We start from the raw sequence: 15654 nt of genomic DNA, 5'->3' as shown, positions 1-15654 counted from the left end.
AGTTTCGTAAATGGCAGTTGCCTCCGGCGCCTATAAGAAAGCCCTCGAGGGCGACCAGACACCGAAAAAGGTGTTGGTCAAAATCGACCGGGTCACGAAGAAGTTCGACGAGACGATTGCCGTGGACGATGTGTCCCTGGAAATCAAGAAAGGCGAGATCTTCGCCTTGCTCGGCGGTTCGGGTTCGGGCAAATCCACCTTGCTGCGCATGCTCGCAGGCTTCGAGCGCCCAACCGAAGGTCGCATTTACCTCGACGGTGTGGACATCACCGACATGCCGCCGTACGAGCGGCCGATCAACATGATGTTCCAGTCCTACGCCTTGTTCCCGCACATGACGGTCGCGCAGAACATCGCGTTCGGCCTGCAGCAGGACAAGATCCCCAAGGCTGAAGTCGACGCGCGCGTGGCCGAGATGCTCAAGCTGGTGCAGATGAGCCAGTACGCCAAGCGCAAGCCGCATCAACTGTCGGGTGGTCAGCGTCAGCGTGTGGCACTGGCTCGCTCGCTGGCCAAGCGCCCGAAACTGCTGCTGCTCGATGAGCCGATGGGCGCCCTCGACAAGAAGCTGCGTTCGCAGATGCAACTGGAGTTGGTGGAGATCATCGAGCGCGTGGGCGTGACCTGCGTGATGGTGACCCACGACCAGGAAGAGGCCATGACCATGGCCGAGCGCATTGCGATCATGCACCTGGGCTGGATCGCGCAGATCGGCAGCCCGATCGACATCTACGAAACGCCAACCAGCCGCCTGGTGTGCGAGTTCATCGGCAACGTAAACATCTTCGATACCCAAGTGGTGGACGACGCCGAAGGCCACGCGGTGCTCAAGTGCCCGGACCTGGACCGCGACATCTACGTGGGTTACGGCATCGCGACTGCCGTGGAAGACAAGTCGGTGACCTACGCCATCCGCCCTGAAAAGCTGCTGGTGACCACCCAAATGCCGACCTGCGAACACAACTGGTCCAGCGGCAAGGTGCACGACATCGCCTACCTGGGCGGCCACTCGGTGTTCTACGTCGAGCTGCCGAGCGGCAAGCTGGTGCAGTCCTTTGTCGCCAACGCCGAGCGCCGTGGTCAGCGCCCAACCTGGGGTGACCAGGTGTACGTGTGGTGGGAAGACGACAGCGGCGTGGTGCTTCGCTCATGAATATGAAGAAGTTCAAACGCCAGCTGCAACGAATAACACCCGGTGGCCGGCATGTGGTCATCGGGATCCCTTTCCTCTGGCTGTTCCTGTTTTTCGCGCTGCCGTTCTTCATCGTCTTGAAGATCAGCTTTGCCGAAGCCGACGTAGCGATCCCGCCTTACACCGAGATCTACACCTTCGTTGAACAAAAGCTGCAACTGGTGCTCAACCTGGGCAACTACGCGATGCTCGGCGACGACGAGTTGTACATCGCCGCGTACCTGGGCTCGCTGAAGATGGCGTTTTTCAGCACGATTTTGTGCCTGTTGATCGGCTATCCGATGGCCTACGCCATTGCCAGCGCACGCAAAGAGATGCAGACCGTGCTGGTGCTGCTGATCATGATGCCGACCTGGACCGCGATTCTGATCCGCGTGTATGCGTGGATGGGCATCCTCAGCAACAACGGCTTGCTCAACGGTTTCCTGATGTCCATGGGGCTGATCAACGAACCGCTGCAGATCCTCAACACCAACATCGCGGTGTACATCGGCGTGGTCTATTCGTACCTGCCGTTCATGATCCTGCCGCTGTACGCCAACCTGGTCAAACACGACCAGAGCCTGCTGGAAGCCGCGTCCGACCTGGGCTCGAGCACCTTCAACAGCTTCTGGAAAATCACCGTGCCGCTGTCCAAGAACGGCATCATCGCCGGCTGCATGCTGGTGTTCATTCCGGTGGTGGGCGAGTTCGTGATCCCGGAGCTGCTCGGCGGCCCGGAAACGCTGATGATCGGTAAAGTGCTGTGGCAAGAATTCTTCAACAACCGTGACTGGCCGGTGGCGTCTGCCCTGGCGGTGGTGATGCTGGCGATCCTGATCGTGCCGATCATCCTGTTTAACCGCAGCCAAGCCAAAGAGATGGAGGGCAAGATATGAAGCGCTTCAGTTTCTCGAGTTTCATGCTGGTGGCGGGGTTGCTGTTCATCTACCTGCCGATGCTGATCCTGGTGATCTACTCGTTCAACGAATCCAAGCTGGTGACGGTGTGGGGCGGTTGGTCGATCAAGTGGTACGTGGGCCTGCTGGACAACACCCAGTTGATGGGCTCGGTGGCACGCTCCCTGGAAATCGCCTGCTATACGGCGGTGGCCGCCGTGGCGCTGGGTACGTTGGCGGCGTTCGTGCTGACGCGCATCAGCCACTTCAAGGGCCGCACGCTGTTTGGCGGCCTGGTGACGGCGCCGCTGGTCATGCCCGAGGTGATCACCGGTCTGTCGCTGTTGCTGCTGTTCGTGGCCATGGCGCAGATGATCGGCTGGCCCCAGGAGCGTGGCATCGTCACCATCTGGATCGCCCACACCACGTTCTGTGCGGCGTATGTGGCGGTGGTGGTGTCGGCGCGCTTGCGTGAGCTGGACCTGTCGATTGAAGAAGCGGCGATGGACCTGGGGGCGCGGCCCTGGAAGGTGTTCTTTCTGATCACCATCCCGATGATCGCGCCGTCGTTGGCGGCGGGCGGCATGATGTCGTTCGCGCTGTCGCTGGATGACCTGGTACTGGCCAGCTTCGTGTCGGGCCCCGGCTCGACCACCTTGCCGATGGAAGTGTTCTCGGCCGTGCGCCTTGGGGTTAAACCCGAGATCAACGCCGTGGCCAGCCTGATTCTGTTGGCGGTGTCGCTGGTGACCTTCCTGGTGTGGTTCTTCAGCCGCCGTGCCGAAGAGCACCGCAAGAAAGCCATTCAGCAAGCGATTGAAGAAGCGGCAGCGGACGGCTGGCAGCAGCCGGACAAGCGCCGGGCGCCTGCGCCGGTCTAACTGGCGCAGTGGAGTAAAAAATGTGGGAGCTGGCTTGCCTGCGATAGCGGTGTGTCAGTCGACAGATGAGTCGACTGACAGGGCCTCATCGCAGGCAAGCCAGCTCCCACAGTCGTTTTGCAGTGTTTGTAAAATTGGGTTTCAGGCAACCCACGGCGACTTACGAATCACCTCGACAAAATTCATCGGCTTGAACCCCGGCTCCTGATCCACCAGCACGTCGGTCTTCACGTTGCCGAACGTGGTCTGCGGGCGATGGCGCAAGCCGTCGGCAAACGCGCAGATAATGCACTCCTTGAACCCTTCACCGCGTGGATGCGCATGCACCACGGCTTCGCGCTGCACGCTGGAAAACGCGGCGTAGTCCATGCCCAGTACGTCCATCTCGACACCGGCAGTCACCAGCGCCACGGTCGGGCGCAGGTGCTGCGGCACGCCCGGCGTGGTGTGCAGGGCGATGGACAGCCACACCTGCTCGATATCGTCATCGCTCAGCCCGTACGGCTTGAGAAACACGGCGGCGGCGTTGGCGCCGTCCACTTCGAAACGCTCGTTGTCGCTGCGATGGCCTTCAACCAGGCCCAGGTCATGGAACATGGCGCCGACGTAAAGCAGCTCCGGGTTGTAGGCCAGCTGCTTGCGCTCACCGCTCAAGGCGCCGAACAGGAACACGCGGCGAGAGTGGTGGTAGAGCAGGTCGGATTCGACGTCGCGGATGTACTCGGTGGTGGCCTTGGCCAAGGCGCTGTCCGGGATCCGGATGCCGGCGATGGTAGTGCTCATGGTCGTTCTCCTCAACAAAGCGCCGGGGGTGGCGCCGATGAGTCCAGTCTGGTCGCGCCTGCGCGAGGGGGCTATCGCGGTGAGGATGCGATGTCGGCCAAAGTGGCGCTACATCGTGCCAAGGCTGTACACGGTCAACTGTGGGAGCTGGCTTGCCTGCGATGCTGGCGACTCGGTCTGTCAGTTAGACTGAGGTGATGCCATCGCAGGCAAGCCAGCTCCCACAGGGCTTTTGCATTTATTCAGTTAGAAAAGGTGTTTGCAGCATGGGCAAAACCGTCGCCATCCTGATCTTCCCCGGCGTCCAGTCACTGGACGTGACCGGCCCCATGGATGTGTTCTGCGAGGCCAACCGTTTTCTGCCGCCGCAAGACCACTACCAGCTTGAAGTGCTCGGCCTGGGCCACGGCACCCTGGCCGCCTCCAATGGCTTGTCGCTGCAGGCCCACCGGCATTACAGCGAAGCCGTGCAAGGCTACGACTTGCTGCTGGTCGCCGGTGGCCCGCAATTGCCCTTCGAGGATTTCGGTGCGCAGTTTGATGACTGGCTACGCGCCGCCGCCGCCCGGGCGCAGCGTTTCGGCTCGATCTGCAACGGCGCCTTCATGCTGGCGCGAGCCGGATTGCTGGACGGCAAAACCGTCACCACCCACTGGAACGATGCCGCCGACCTGGCGCGCCTGTGCCCCTCGGCCCAGGTCGACGCCGACCGCCTCTACGTGCAGGACGGCAACCTCTACACCTCGGCCGGGGTCACGGCGGGCATCGACTTGTCGCTGTTTCTGCTGGCCCAGGACCACGGTCCGGAAGTCGCGCTGAGCGTGGCCAAACGCCTGGTGGTGTTTACCCAGCGCTCGGGCGGGCAGTCGCAGTTCAGTCCATTCCTGACGCCCCACGCCGAAAGCACTTCGGCGGTGGCGTTGGTGCAGTTGTACGTGCTGGCGAACCTGACCGGTGATTTGACCATCGCCGACCTGGCCAAGGCGGCCAATATGAGCGCGCGCAATTTCTCGCGGGTGTTTGCCCGTGAGGCGCGCATCACCCCGGCCGAGTTCGTCGAGCGGGCACGGGTGGACGCGGCGCGGGTGATGCTCGAAAGCAGCCCTGCGCCGCTGAAGACCGTGGCCTATCAATGCGGGTTTCGCGACGCCCAGCACATGCGCAGCGTGTTCAACCGCCGGCTGGGCGTAACGCCGCAACAGTTCCGACTTAACTTTGCGGCGCCGGTTTGAGTGTGTCGTAGGCTGGCGCAGGCTTGTGTGGGAGCTGGCTTGCCTGCGATAGCATCACCGCCGTCTATCAGTAACACCGAGCGGCTTGCATCGCAGGCAAGCCAGCGCCCACAAAAACCAGCCCACAGTGATCGGTATTACCGCGCTGGCAACAGCTTCAACGTACCCCGGGTATTCGCCGTCACTTCCTCATCGCTGAAATGCGCCTGTTCGTAGCCGCCTTCGATGTAGGTTTGCGCCTGGTCGTCATAGTGCGAGTCAAACGGCACGCCGCTTTGCCCCACCGGGTTGATGGTCAGGGCGTGAGCCGGGTCGGCGAAGTCGATCAGGCGCCGGGTCGATGGGCCGTACGTCACTGGCCAGGGTGCCGGGCCAATCATGGCGGACTGGTTGTTCGGCACTTCGTGGGTGCCGGGTGCGGGGAGCGGGCCGACGTTGAAGATTTTATCCAACGGTTTTTGCTGCCCCAGCGGGTGGCCCTGGGTCAGGGTATGCGCCTTGCCCCATTGCCACTGTGTTGGGTCATCGCCGAAAGTGGCCTTGAGGTGCGCCAGGCTGTTGTCCCAGGCGAGCTTGACGGTGTCCGCACGCGAGCCGTTCCACCATGGCGAGTCCGGCGAGGCGGCCAGGCGTGGCAATGCCGCATCGATCACGCGCGTAGTGAGCAGGGTCTTGAACATGCCGTCGCCGAGTTTCGGGTGAAACGCCGCGTCCGTGAGGTTGAACAGGAACTGGTTGAACAGCGTGGCGCTGGTGGACTCCAGCGGGTAATCACCTTTCCAGGCGGCCAGTTGCTCCACCAGTTGCAACTGCGCCGGGTCTTTGACCACCTCACGCAGCACCGGCAAAAGTGGCGCCAGCAAGCGTGGGCCATAGGCGGTGGTGGTGCCCAGTTGCAAGGCCTGGCTGTTGGTCACGTCCCATTTCACGCTCTTGTCGCTCAACTGCGTGTTCAACTGCTGGCCACGGTCGGCCAGGTTGTAATAACCGGGAATCTCCATACCGGTGGGCGACACTGGCTGGGCATTGGCCGACACCACATAACCGCGCGCCGGGTTTTCCTCCTGCGGGTTGGCGCTGAACGGGTAAAAGCCCAGCTTGTCGGCCTGGGCGGTGCTGCCGTCGAGGATAAACCCGGCATTCACGCCAGCCGGGCGCACCGGCAGTTGCGCCGCCGCCCACCAGCCGATATCGCCTTTGGCGTTGGCCCACACGATATTCAGGCCGGGTGCAGAAACCAGCGCCGCCGCCGCGCGCGCCTTGGCCAGCGTGTCGGCGCGGTTGAGTTGGTAGAAGCCCTCGAGAATCGGGTTTTCGGTGTCCAGGAATGCCCACCACATGGCAATCGGCGTCTTGCCGGCATTTTCGCCGAGCACGTCATTGATGATCGGGCCGTGGGGCGACTGGCGCAGGGTGAGGGTCACCGGTGCCTCGCCCTTCACCGCAATCTGCTGCTCGCTGCTGGTCATGTTGACCCATTGGCCGTGGTACCAGACTTGATTGGGGTTGTCCGGGTTGACCTTTTCGGCGATCAGGTCGAGGTCATCGTTCTGGAACATGGTCAGGCTCCAGCCGAAATCCAGGTTGTGGCCCAGGAACGCCACCGGCACCAGCGCGTTGTGATAACCGTACAGCTCAAAGCCCGGCGCCGACAGCTGCGCCTCGTACCACACCGACGGCACCGAGAAACGAATATGCGGGTCACCCGCCAGCAAGGGCTTGCCACTTTTGGTACGGCTGCCACTGATGGCCCAGGCGTTGCTGCCTTCGAACTGTGGCAGGCCATTGTCGGCCAGGGCTTGCTCGCTCAACGAGGCGATTGCGCCGAGGGTGTTCCAGTCGCTGGCGGCAAGGTTGAGCGCGCCTTTGGGCTGCCAGTCCAGGTCGAAGACTTTCAGGTAGTCGCTGCCCAGCTGGTCGCGTACGTAAGTCAGCAGCGGCTCGGTACGAAACGCGGCGGCAAAGCTGTAGGCCATGTACCCGGCAACGCTGATGGTGTCCTCGGCAGTGAACGGCCGCTTGGCGATGCCCAGCACGTCGAACTCCATCGGGCTGGCGTGGCTGTCCTGATACTGGTTGATGCCGTCCAGGTAGGCTTGCAAGGCCTTCCATGCCTTCGAGTCGTGGTCGATGTGCTCCACGTAACTCAAGGCGCGTTCGCGAATACGCAGGCTGCGGAACAACTTGTCGGTGTCCAGCAGCTTGGGCCCGAGCACCTCGGCCAGTTCGCCTCGGGCCAGGCGCCGCATGATCTCCATCTGGAACAGCCGGTCCTGGGCATGCACGTAACCCAGGGCGCGGTAGAGGTCGGTTTCGTTCTCGGCGCGAATGTGCGGCACACCCCGGTCGTCGTAGCGCACGGTGACTGTGCTTTGCAGGTTGGCCAGCGTTTCGGTGCCCTGGCGGGTGGGTTGCTTGCTGTAGACATACCCGCCAGCGCCGGCCATGAGGGCGGCAATCAGCAGAGCGAGCACGGTCAGGCTGCGTTTCATGGACGGTCCTTGGTCATTCACCTTTCAAGTCAGCGGAGTCTAATAGGTTTTTGACGGGTGCTGAGGGAAATGCTGATGTGCCTTGCCGACAGCCGAGGTTCAAGTGGAGAACACCCCATAGGCAGTATTATCCCACCTGTCATCTTTGAGCTTTTTGTCATGACTTGCGCCACGCAACCACTGTCAGACTCCAGCCGCCCCGAGGCTACCTACGCGTGCTGCCTGGAGGCGCCATCGCTGATCGGGCGCTTTTTGCAGCACCCGCCAGTGGGCTTTGACGTGCACCTGTCCGAACAGGGCCTGCCGTACTTCTTCACCCCCTTCGACCTGCTGACCACCGCCGACGACGCGTTCGTGAAGCGTGTGCGCAACTGGCCTGGTTATACGCTCTGGAATGCGTGGCTGCGGATCGACAGCTGCTTTGTCGGCACCACGGTCAGCGAATACTCGCCGTTCCCCCAGGCCGTTTCGCCTCAGGCTCTGGCGCAGTGGCTGCAACATGAGTGCGCACCCCAGCGCAGACTCACCGTCATCAAAGACGTGCCCTGCAACTCGCCGCTGCTCAGCGACGCGGACAACCGCTACGCGCAGGCTCTGATCGATGACTGCACCCGACGCGGCTTCATCAGCCTGGAAGGCCAGGCGCTGGCGTATGTACCGATCAACTTCAGCACGGTCGACGAATACCTCGCGCGCTTGTCCCACAGCCGTCGGCGCAATATCCGCCGCAAACTGCGCAGCCGTGAGGCGATGCACGTGGAAATCCTGGAAACCGGCGATGAGCGTTTCGACGATGACGCCTGGCTCGCGCAGTTGTACGCGCTGTACCGGGCCGTCTACGACCAGAGCGAGATCCATTTTGACCTGCTCACGCCGGAGTTCTTCCGTGGCGTGCTGCGGGACGCCAGCAGCAGCGGGCGGGTGTTCTGTTACTGGCACTGCGACGAACTGATCGGCTACAACCTGTGCTACGTGGAGGGCGACAAGCTGCTCGACAAGTACATCGGCCTCAACTACCCGCAAGCGCTGGAGTTCAACCTGTACTTTGTCAGCTGGTTTGTGAACCTGGAGTACGCGGTGGCCAATGGGCTGAAGTTTTACGTGGCCGGCTGGACCGACCCACAGGTCAAGGCCAGCCTCGGCGCCGACTTCACCTTCACCCGCCACCTGGTCTGGGTGCGTAACCCGCTGTTGCGCAAACTGGGCAACCGGTTCCGCCATCACTTTGAAAGCGATGCCCAGTGGCAACAGGAGTACACTTCATGAGCCAGGATCGACCGCCGCTGATTCTGGATTTCGACGGCGCCGTCAGTGACATTCCCGGCGCACTGACCCTGCCACTGCAGGCCTGGCAGGAAAAAATCCGCTTCGGCTGCCGTTGGGCGCAGTTCCGGGAGCTGGAGACGGCCCTGCACGCACAGATGCCCGGCGACTATGGCTGTGTGTTTACCGGCAGCGGCGACTATCACCACCTCAGCCAGTTGTTGCTGAACCGACTGCCCAGCCAGCAGAAGTTCCAGCTGATCATTTGCGACAACCATCCGGACAACATGCGCTATCCATTCGGCATTCACTGCGGTTCGTGGGTCTACTGGGCCAGCCGGTTGCCGCAGGTCGAGCACGTGCATGTGCTGGGTATCGGCTCGCAGGATATCGGCCTGGGCCATGCCTGGGAGAATCACTGGTCGCCGCTGCTCAAGCGCAAATTGACCTACTGGAATATCAACGTCGACACGCGCTGGATGAACTGGGTCGGCGCCGGTCGCAGCAATCGCGCGTTCAGTCATCCGGATGAATTGATGCGCGCGTTCCTGGCGCAGTTTGACCGTTCGCTGCCGGTGTACCTGTCGATCGACAAAGACGTGTTGAGCCCCGAGGTGGTCAACACCAATTGGGATCAGGGTGAGTTTCTGGAGCAACACTTGAACGAGCTGATCGACGCCTGCGAGGGGCGGATCATCGGCGCGGACATTACCGGCGATGTGTCGGCCTATCACTATGAAAGCAAGTTCAAGCGCTGGCTAAGCGCCTCCGATGGTCAGGAAGCGTTGCCTGAGGCGCAGGTGCAGATCTGGCAACAGCAGCAGAACGCGTTGAACAGCCGGTTGGTGGCGCGCATCAATCAAGGCTGGCGACGATAGCCTTCAGTTGGGTCAGTATCTTTTCGAAGTGTGCGTCGGTCAGCCAATGGCTGTTGCTGATCGACAGCGTGCGCGTGGCGAAGGCTTGGGCCTGGGTCATGTCGCTGCCAGACTGTAACAGCGGGGCCACGGCCGGGTAGTCCGGCAAGGTGTGGATAAACAGGCGGGTCACACCCAGCCCTGAGGTCCACAGCTGCGTCATCGCCGCATCACGCATGTGTGCCGACGGCATCATCACCATCAGAAACGGCCAGGTGCCTTGCTGCCCCGGCCGGTCCATTACGACTGAGACACCGGGCAAGGCATTCAAGCGTGCGGCGCGTTGCAGTGCCCGGTTGCGGCCTTGTTGCAGGTGATCGGGCAAACGAGCCAGCGCGGCGGCGCCGACCTTCTGGCGATAGGCGCCTAGGCGGTGTAGCGGGATGTCATTGACCGAAAAGTCGTCGCCCACGGCGGCCACTTCATCGCCTTGCGCCAGCGCCGCACGCAACCCTTTGCCGTACACGTAGTACAAACCGCGCGGCTGATAGGCCAGGGCGTAACCCCACAGTTCAGCGGTGCGTTGCAGCTCCCAGCGCAGGCTGAATGGCAGGTCCTGCCGGCATTGCCGGTGCAGCGCCTGATGCAGCACCGGGTCGCGGCTGAACAGCACGCCACCTTCGGCCGTCGTCAGGCCTTTGCCCAGCGCCATGCTGAAAAACCCCACATCACCTTTGAGCCCAACGCTGTGGCCACCGTCGAGCGCGCCCATGGCTTGCGCAGCGTCCTCGATGACCGCCGCGCCGACAGCCCCGGCAATGCGCTTGGCGGTATCGACATCGGCCACACGTCCTGCCAAGTGAGTGACCACCACGGCCAGGGTGTTCTCGTCGCACAACTGCGTCAGTTGCTGTTCATCCAGGTCAATGCTGTCGGGCTGTAGATCGCAAGGCACCACACGCAATGGCGGGCAGTAATAGGCGGCCAGTGCCACCAGCGGGCAGGTGTAGGCGGGCACGATAAGTTGGGTGCGGCCGGGCATGCGTTGCTGCAAGGTGCGCAGCGCGATGATCAGCGCCGCCGTGCCGGAGCAGGGCAGTGCTGGCAGTGGGATAGAGAATTGGCGGGCCAGCAATTCGGCCAGGTTGCCCGAGCGTGCGAGTAAATCTTGCCAGCGCAAAGGAAGCCCCGCAGTTGGCGGGATTTCCCAATGGCGGCTCATCACGCCGGGGCCTGCGACGGCTCGACCTCAAGCTGCTTGCTCTCTTTGTCTTCGCTGCGCGCCAGGCAGAGAATGCCCGCAATAATCAACGCGCCGCCAATGATTTTAGGCAGTGTCAGGGTGTCATCGAACAGCCACACGGAGATCAGCGTCACGCTGATCAGCTCCAGGTGGGAGGCGGCAAACGCCGGGCCCACCGGTGCGTATTTGAGCAGCGTCATCCAGGTGAAGAACGCGCCGATATAGCCGACGAAGGCGCCGTAGATCCACGGCGCGCCGAACACGCGAATCAGCCAGGCTGCATCCATCGTCAGGGGCTCGGCATGCACCGAGGCGAATTTGAAGCTGACCTGCGCCAACGTGTCGAAAATGATCAGCGCGAGAAAACCCAGGATATAGAAACGTTTCATCATTCAAACCCTACGACAGTCACGCCACAGGCGATCAGCATGATGCCGATCAGGCGCCATTTGCTCAGGCGCTCTTTGAACAGAAAACGCCCGGCAATCATGATCACGACAATATTGATCGAACCCAGCATCACACCCACCGACAGCGGCACGAGTGTCAGGAACGCCAGCCACAACACGAATTCGAAGACATAACAGATCACGCCGAGCCAGATCCACGGACGCTTGAGCATGTGCTTCCAGTGAGCCAGCCCGTCATGTTCGGCGCTGGCCGAGGCGGCGGCTTTAAAGGCCAGTTGGCCGGACGTGTCAACGATAACGTTGAGCATCCAGAGGATGATGGTTAACTGGCTCATGTATTCCTATGCTTACAAACTCTGCGAAATCCTACGATACAACAGGCTGTTGATCGGGTGATTGGAGTTTGCCAGTTGAACAGCCTGTGTTCAGTTTGGGGTAGGGCCGCGTAGCCGTGACTGACTATGAGGTTTGGGCCCAGTACGGCGTCTTAGGGATTCTGGAGGAGGTAGGCGGGCGCGGTAGAGTACAAGTCCCAGGACTGGGCCTTGTACTCTTGCGCAGTGATAACTGCTAACCCAAGGGGCCGAGTTGTTTTCTTCAGTGTTAATGGGCGTTATTGAAGATTGAATTCCGCCAGAGTGTTTTTTATTTTTTTGCGAAGTTGCAGCTCATCCAGTTCGTACTCATCGCGGTCACTCTCTGGGTTGTAGCAATCAGCCAATGAAAAAATGGTGGATGATGCCTCGTCGACTTTCTCTCCGTCAGTCGTTAGTAGACCCGCATCTCGCTCTCCTTTCCACATCGTCATGTATGAGGCGGCGAAGGTATCTGCATCTATTGCCGAGTTGACAAAATGCTTGGCGAATTCAATTAAGCTTTTGCTCATCTCAAATTTCCTTTCTCAACATAGTTTATAAATTGTTGGGTGCCTGGCTCAATTTTCCATCCAGATAAAAAATTACCATTTTTATCAAGTATTACGACATTATTAGTTTTAGGGTTGAAATATACCGACGAGCCTTCTGCTAGTAGATAAGTTCCTTTGGGAACAGTTTCCTGGTCCTCCAGATGCCTGTTAATGGCGTCCCTGAATTTGGTCAAGGTATCACTGTTCTTCCTAGTGTCATCAATGCCAAAGTCAGACGCGTGTTTTAGATACTTTTTGTCCAGCTGTTTTCGGGTGAAACGGCCTGCGTCGAGCGATTCACTGAATACGAGATATACAGGCGCAATACCCGACCCCGCAGGAAACACATAAATTGCATCGCGAATATCCAGCGGGTCAACCTCTGGCAGCACTTCGGTCGTCGCCGCAATCGGTGTCAACGTAACACCTGAATAGGCAGGCACATCCATTGGTTGGGCGGGGGATGTGGTCGAGCTGTTGCCGGGTGCCGCAATGGGAAACACCAGTGTTCGAGGTGGTGTGTCGGCTGAGGTGAAGGTGTAGGCGTTGAGCGAAGGGTCCAGTGTCAGCGCTCTTACGGGCACCTTTGCTGCAGCTCGATCGCCGACAGGGGGTGCGATCAGGGAATACTGGGTGCGGTCTCCGTAAATACGATACGGCATATCCACAGTCCCGCCAGCGGCGGCGATTTCCGGTAAGTTGCCCGGCAGTTGCGGTGCCAATCCTGCGGCGGGAATGCTCATTGCCGTTGGGTAAAGGTCGCTGTTACCCAGTGCCGGTGAATACAGCAGTAAGCCAATGCCCACTCCCGTTGCCCGGTCCAGTGCGGTCGCGGCAAGCCCTCTCAGGGCCTGGATCGCCGCTTGAATGGCTGTATCCAGCGTTAGCGAAGAGCCAGCAGTCAATGCAATTGAGCCTGCTGTGGTACTGAGTTGCGCACCTACTGGCAGCGCGGAAACCCTGAACGTGTTTGCCGCCCGGAGGGTCTGTGCCTGTGCTAAAAGTTGAGCTTGCTCGGCAGCTTCAGCAGCCTTGGCTTGTTCGACTTGAGCTGTCAGCCACGCGATCTGTTGCGTCAGGTACGTGATTTCATCATTCAGGAGTTTGGCAGCATAGGCGGCGTGTAAGGAGTTTTGCCAATTTTGGAAGTTTTTGTCTGGGTTGGCAAAAATCATGCTGTCGGAGGTAGCTATTCTCATGAAGTCGCTGACGCGCCGGCTAAAGAAGTTGGAGCGGTAATAGCTGTTTGCAGTGGCTATCTGCGTTGTTATCGCTGCTGATTTTTCAGCAAGCAGTGTTTCTCTGATTGATCGTTCCTGATTTAATGCCTCGATAGCCGTTAAGGCAGTATTCGCCATCTTTTCCCTGATGGCAGAAAGACTGTTATCTATGGATGTGGCCAAAGCCCCCAGTTTGGTTGAATAGAGGGTTTCTTGATTTCTTACTGCGGCCGCTACGAGCGGTGGAAACTTTTCCAGAATGTAGTTACGGGTTGCGGAGCCGATTCTTCGTGCTTCTAGGCTGCCTGAGAAATCGTCATATCCTCCTCCGTTATTTGGGCCAAATGTTTGCTCTCTATAAGCAGTTATTCTTGTTTCTCCTAGGAAAACAGTATCCCCGGGTCTATATGGCATTGATGCATTCCCTCATTTGACGTGCCAGCACGAGCCATTCCATGCTCGTGTGTATAAAGTTAGTTGTTCGCTCTTTAAGAGATGAGCATCTGCACTGTAGTGCAGCCAAGTTTTGAATGCGTCGAGTAATTGTGTGGAGGCGTTTCTATTAACTTTCGTGCGTAGGCCGAGGCGGGGAAGAGGGTTAGTGGATGAATGGCCGGTCGCGTTAAGTCTTAGGGGGCAGAGGGCGCCGCACGCCACTCGCAATAGCAGCCCACCGCCAACGTATGGGTGGCATCGACCTCGCGGCCGGCTTCAAGGGCTTGCAGGATCGGCTCGATAAAACTGTTGCTGGAATTGCACGTGAGCCCTTCGCTGTACGGCCCGAAATACGCAAGTTTGCCGCTTTGGTCCCAGATTCCGACGGCAGGCGTGGCCGGTATCTGCTCGGCACCGGACAGGGCATCGAGGGGTTTCATCTTGCGCAGGTTGTCGGGCAGTTGGCCGTGGCTGCCGGCCTTTTGCAGGGCGTAGAACTCGACGCCTTGGGGCGCGTAGTGCTCGATCAACTCGCCCAGGTGTTGCTGGTTGCCAACGTTGCACGGGCAGGCCGGGTCCCAGAAGTGCACCAGGCGAATCGGGCCTGGGCCGGCAAGTTCGGCGGGCAGGCGCAGTGCGTCGCCGGAAAACACCGCCGTGTGCTCACTGAATGCGCGCAGGTAGCGACCCTGGAACCAGTCATACGCCGCCCACAGCACGCCGGCGCAGATGACCAGGATCAGGCTGGCGAACAAGGCGGAACGGTAGGGCTGTCGCATTCAGATCAATCCTCGAAGGTCGCGTAGCTTGCCATGCTTGTCCTGACAGATGAATATCGCAGCTCGATATTCATCTTCACCGTCAGTCTGGAACCCTTTATGCCTGTGAGCTTTGACCCCGATCATCTGCGCGAAAGCTTGCGGCCACTTGTGGATGCGCAACCGCTCAGCGCCGAGGCGCGGGTCTACCAGCGCTTCTACGGGCTGGACCTGGCCGCGCGCAAAGTACCGGCGGTGAGCCGCCTGGGGCGTTTCGATGTGGATGGCTTCCAAGTGGTGGCGCAGGTGTGGTGGCCACCTCAGCCCGTGGCAACCATGTTCGTGTTCCACGGCTTCTACGACCATATGGGTCTGTACCGCCATGTGGTGGACTGGGCGCTGGACCAAGGCTGCGTGGTGATTGCCTGCGATCTGCCCGGCCATGGCCTGTCCAGCGGCGCACGCGCCAGCATCGATGATTTTGCGGTGTACCAGAACGTGGTGCAGGCGCTGTTTGCCCAGGCCACGGCGCTGCAACTGCCCCAGCCCTGGCATCTGTTCGGGCAAAGCACCGGCGGCGCAGTGGTGGTGGACCATGTGCTCCATCACGGCGCCGACACCCCGGCGCAGGGCAAGACCTTCCTGCTGTCACCCTTGGTGCGCCCGCGTGCGTGGGGTTGGTCGCAGGTCAGCTATTACCTGCTGCGGCCCTTCGTCAAAGGCATCGCGCGGCGGTTCAGCGAGAACACCAACGACCCTGCGTTCAAACCGTTCCTGGAGGCTGACCCGCTGCAGCCGCGCCACTTGCCGACCGCCTGGGTGGGCGCGCTGGCACGCTGGATCAAGCGCATCGAAGCCGCACCGCGCAGCCCACGGCGGCCGGTGATTGTGCAGGGTGAGGAAGACATGACGGTGGACTGGCAGCACAACTTGCAGGTGCTGCGGGGCAAGTTTGATCAGCCTGAAGTGTTGATGATCCCGCGTGGCAGGCATCATTTGGCGAATGAGATTGCGCCGATTCGCGAAGAGTATTTCAGCTTTCTCACGGACCGCCTGAAGTAACACAATCCAAATGTGGGAGCGGGCTTGCCCGCGATAGCGAT

General features: G+C 60.4%; 15 protein-coding genes. 7 read left to right on the top strand and 8 right to left on the bottom strand.

Annotation, left to right across the window (positions count from 1 at the left end; genetic code table 11):
• The first annotated feature begins 10 nt into the window (after positions 1 to 10).
• From ABWL43_RS27800 to ABWL43_RS27790, 3 genes are read left to right on the top strand one after another with little or no spacing between them, the layout of a single operon-like run.
• On the top strand, positions 11 to 1153 hold the full coding sequence (locus ABWL43_RS27800) for an ABC transporter ATP-binding protein (RefSeq protein ID WP_065893882.1): 1143 nt from the start codon (positions 11 to 13) through the stop codon (positions 1151 to 1153).
• Positions 1150 to 2070 carry an ABC transporter permease subunit gene (locus ABWL43_RS27795; protein WP_145157884.1) on the top strand — a complete coding sequence of 307 codons (921 nt, stop codon included), beginning with the start codon at positions 1150 to 1152 and terminating at the stop codon, positions 2068 to 2070. The genes ABWL43_RS27800 and ABWL43_RS27795 overlap by 4 nt, the downstream gene beginning before the upstream one ends.
• Positions 2067 to 2951 carry an ABC transporter permease subunit gene (locus tag ABWL43_RS27790; RefSeq protein WP_106575745.1) on the top strand — a complete coding sequence of 295 codons (885 nt, stop codon included), beginning with the start codon at positions 2067 to 2069 and terminating at the stop codon, positions 2949 to 2951. The genes ABWL43_RS27795 and ABWL43_RS27790 overlap by 4 nt, the downstream gene beginning before the upstream one ends.
• Positions 2952 to 3092: 141 nt before the next feature.
• Here ABWL43_RS27790 and ABWL43_RS27785 read toward each other — a convergent pair whose 3' ends face one another.
• A complete protein-coding gene (locus ABWL43_RS27785; protein WP_404485778.1) occupies positions 3093 to 3734 on the bottom strand; it encodes an HD domain-containing protein in 642 nt (213 codons plus the stop codon).
• Positions 3735 to 4000: 266 nt separating this feature from the next.
• On the opposite strand from ABWL43_RS27785, the gene ABWL43_RS27780 reads away from it, so the two are divergent.
• Entirely contained in the window at positions 4001 to 4966 is a 966-nt protein-coding gene (locus ABWL43_RS27780) for a GlxA family transcriptional regulator (RefSeq protein ID WP_242199772.1), read from the top strand.
• A 137-nt stretch (positions 4967 to 5103) separates the two neighbouring features.
• Here the strand turns inward: ABWL43_RS27780 and ABWL43_RS27775 are convergent, their stop codons facing one another.
• Entirely contained in the window at positions 5104 to 7458 is a 2355-nt protein-coding gene (locus tag ABWL43_RS27775; RefSeq protein ID WP_404485774.1) for a penicillin acylase family protein, read from the bottom strand.
• 159 nt (positions 7459 to 7617) lie between these two features.
• Here ABWL43_RS27775 and ABWL43_RS27770 point away from each other — a divergent pair, with 159 nt between their 5' ends.
• Together ABWL43_RS27770 and ABWL43_RS27765 are read left to right on the top strand one after the other, a co-directional pair.
• Positions 7618 to 8724, top strand: coding sequence for a GNAT family N-acetyltransferase (locus tag ABWL43_RS27770; RefSeq protein ID WP_242199776.1), 1107 nt, complete (start codon positions 7618 to 7620; stop codon positions 8722 to 8724).
• A complete protein-coding gene (locus ABWL43_RS27765; RefSeq protein WP_242199778.1) occupies positions 8721 to 9599 on the top strand; it encodes a hypothetical protein in 879 nt (292 codons plus the stop codon). Before ABWL43_RS27770 ends, ABWL43_RS27765 begins: the two co-directional genes overlap by 4 nt.
• Here the strand turns inward: ABWL43_RS27765 and ABWL43_RS27760 are convergent.
• The 6 genes from ABWL43_RS27760 to ABWL43_RS27735 form a co-directional block, all read right to left on the bottom strand.
• On the bottom strand, positions 9577 to 10800 hold the full coding sequence (locus ABWL43_RS27760; protein ID WP_404485771.1) for a DegT/DnrJ/EryC1/StrS family aminotransferase: 1224 nt from the start codon (positions 10798 to 10800) through the stop codon (positions 9577 to 9579). The genes ABWL43_RS27765 and ABWL43_RS27760 overlap by 23 nt on opposite strands.
• Positions 10800 to 11210, bottom strand: a complete 411-nt coding sequence (locus ABWL43_RS27755) for a multidrug efflux SMR transporter (protein ID WP_145157862.1) — start codon at positions 11208 to 11210, stop codon at positions 10800 to 10802. The genes ABWL43_RS27760 and ABWL43_RS27755 overlap by 1 nt, the downstream gene beginning before the upstream one ends.
• Entirely contained in the window at positions 11210 to 11566 is a 357-nt protein-coding gene (locus ABWL43_RS27750; RefSeq protein ID WP_145157859.1) for an EamA family transporter, read from the bottom strand. Before ABWL43_RS27750 ends, ABWL43_RS27755 begins: the two co-directional genes overlap by 1 nt.
• A gap of 278 nt (positions 11567 to 11844) precedes the next feature.
• Positions 11845 to 12117 (bottom strand): colicin immunity domain-containing protein, encoded by a 273-nt coding sequence (locus ABWL43_RS27745; RefSeq protein ID WP_404485767.1) that lies wholly within the window; start codon positions 12115 to 12117, stop codon positions 11845 to 11847.
• Positions 12114 to 13772, bottom strand: coding sequence for an S-type pyocin domain-containing protein (locus tag ABWL43_RS27740; protein WP_404485764.1), 1659 nt, complete (start codon positions 13770 to 13772; stop codon positions 12114 to 12116). The genes ABWL43_RS27745 and ABWL43_RS27740 overlap by 4 nt, the downstream gene beginning before the upstream one ends.
• Before the next feature lie 215 nt (positions 13773 to 13987).
• A complete protein-coding gene (locus ABWL43_RS27735) occupies positions 13988 to 14572 on the bottom strand; it encodes a DUF6436 domain-containing protein (RefSeq protein WP_404485762.1) in 585 nt (194 codons plus the stop codon).
• A 99-nt stretch (positions 14573 to 14671) separates the two neighbouring features.
• On the opposite strand from ABWL43_RS27735, the gene ABWL43_RS27730 reads away from it, so the two are divergent.
• On the top strand, positions 14672 to 15613 hold the full coding sequence (locus ABWL43_RS27730) for an alpha/beta hydrolase (RefSeq protein WP_404488498.1): 942 nt from the start codon (positions 14672 to 14674) through the stop codon (positions 15611 to 15613).
• Positions 15614 to 15654: the final 41 nt, after the last annotated feature.

The sequence above is a fragment of the Pseudomonas sp. HT11 genome (assembly GCF_044875395.1).
In the GTDB taxonomy this organism is placed as follows: Bacteria; Pseudomonadota; Gammaproteobacteria; order Pseudomonadales; family Pseudomonadaceae; genus Aquipseudomonas.
This window is presented reverse-complemented; position numbering and strand designations above follow the sequence as displayed.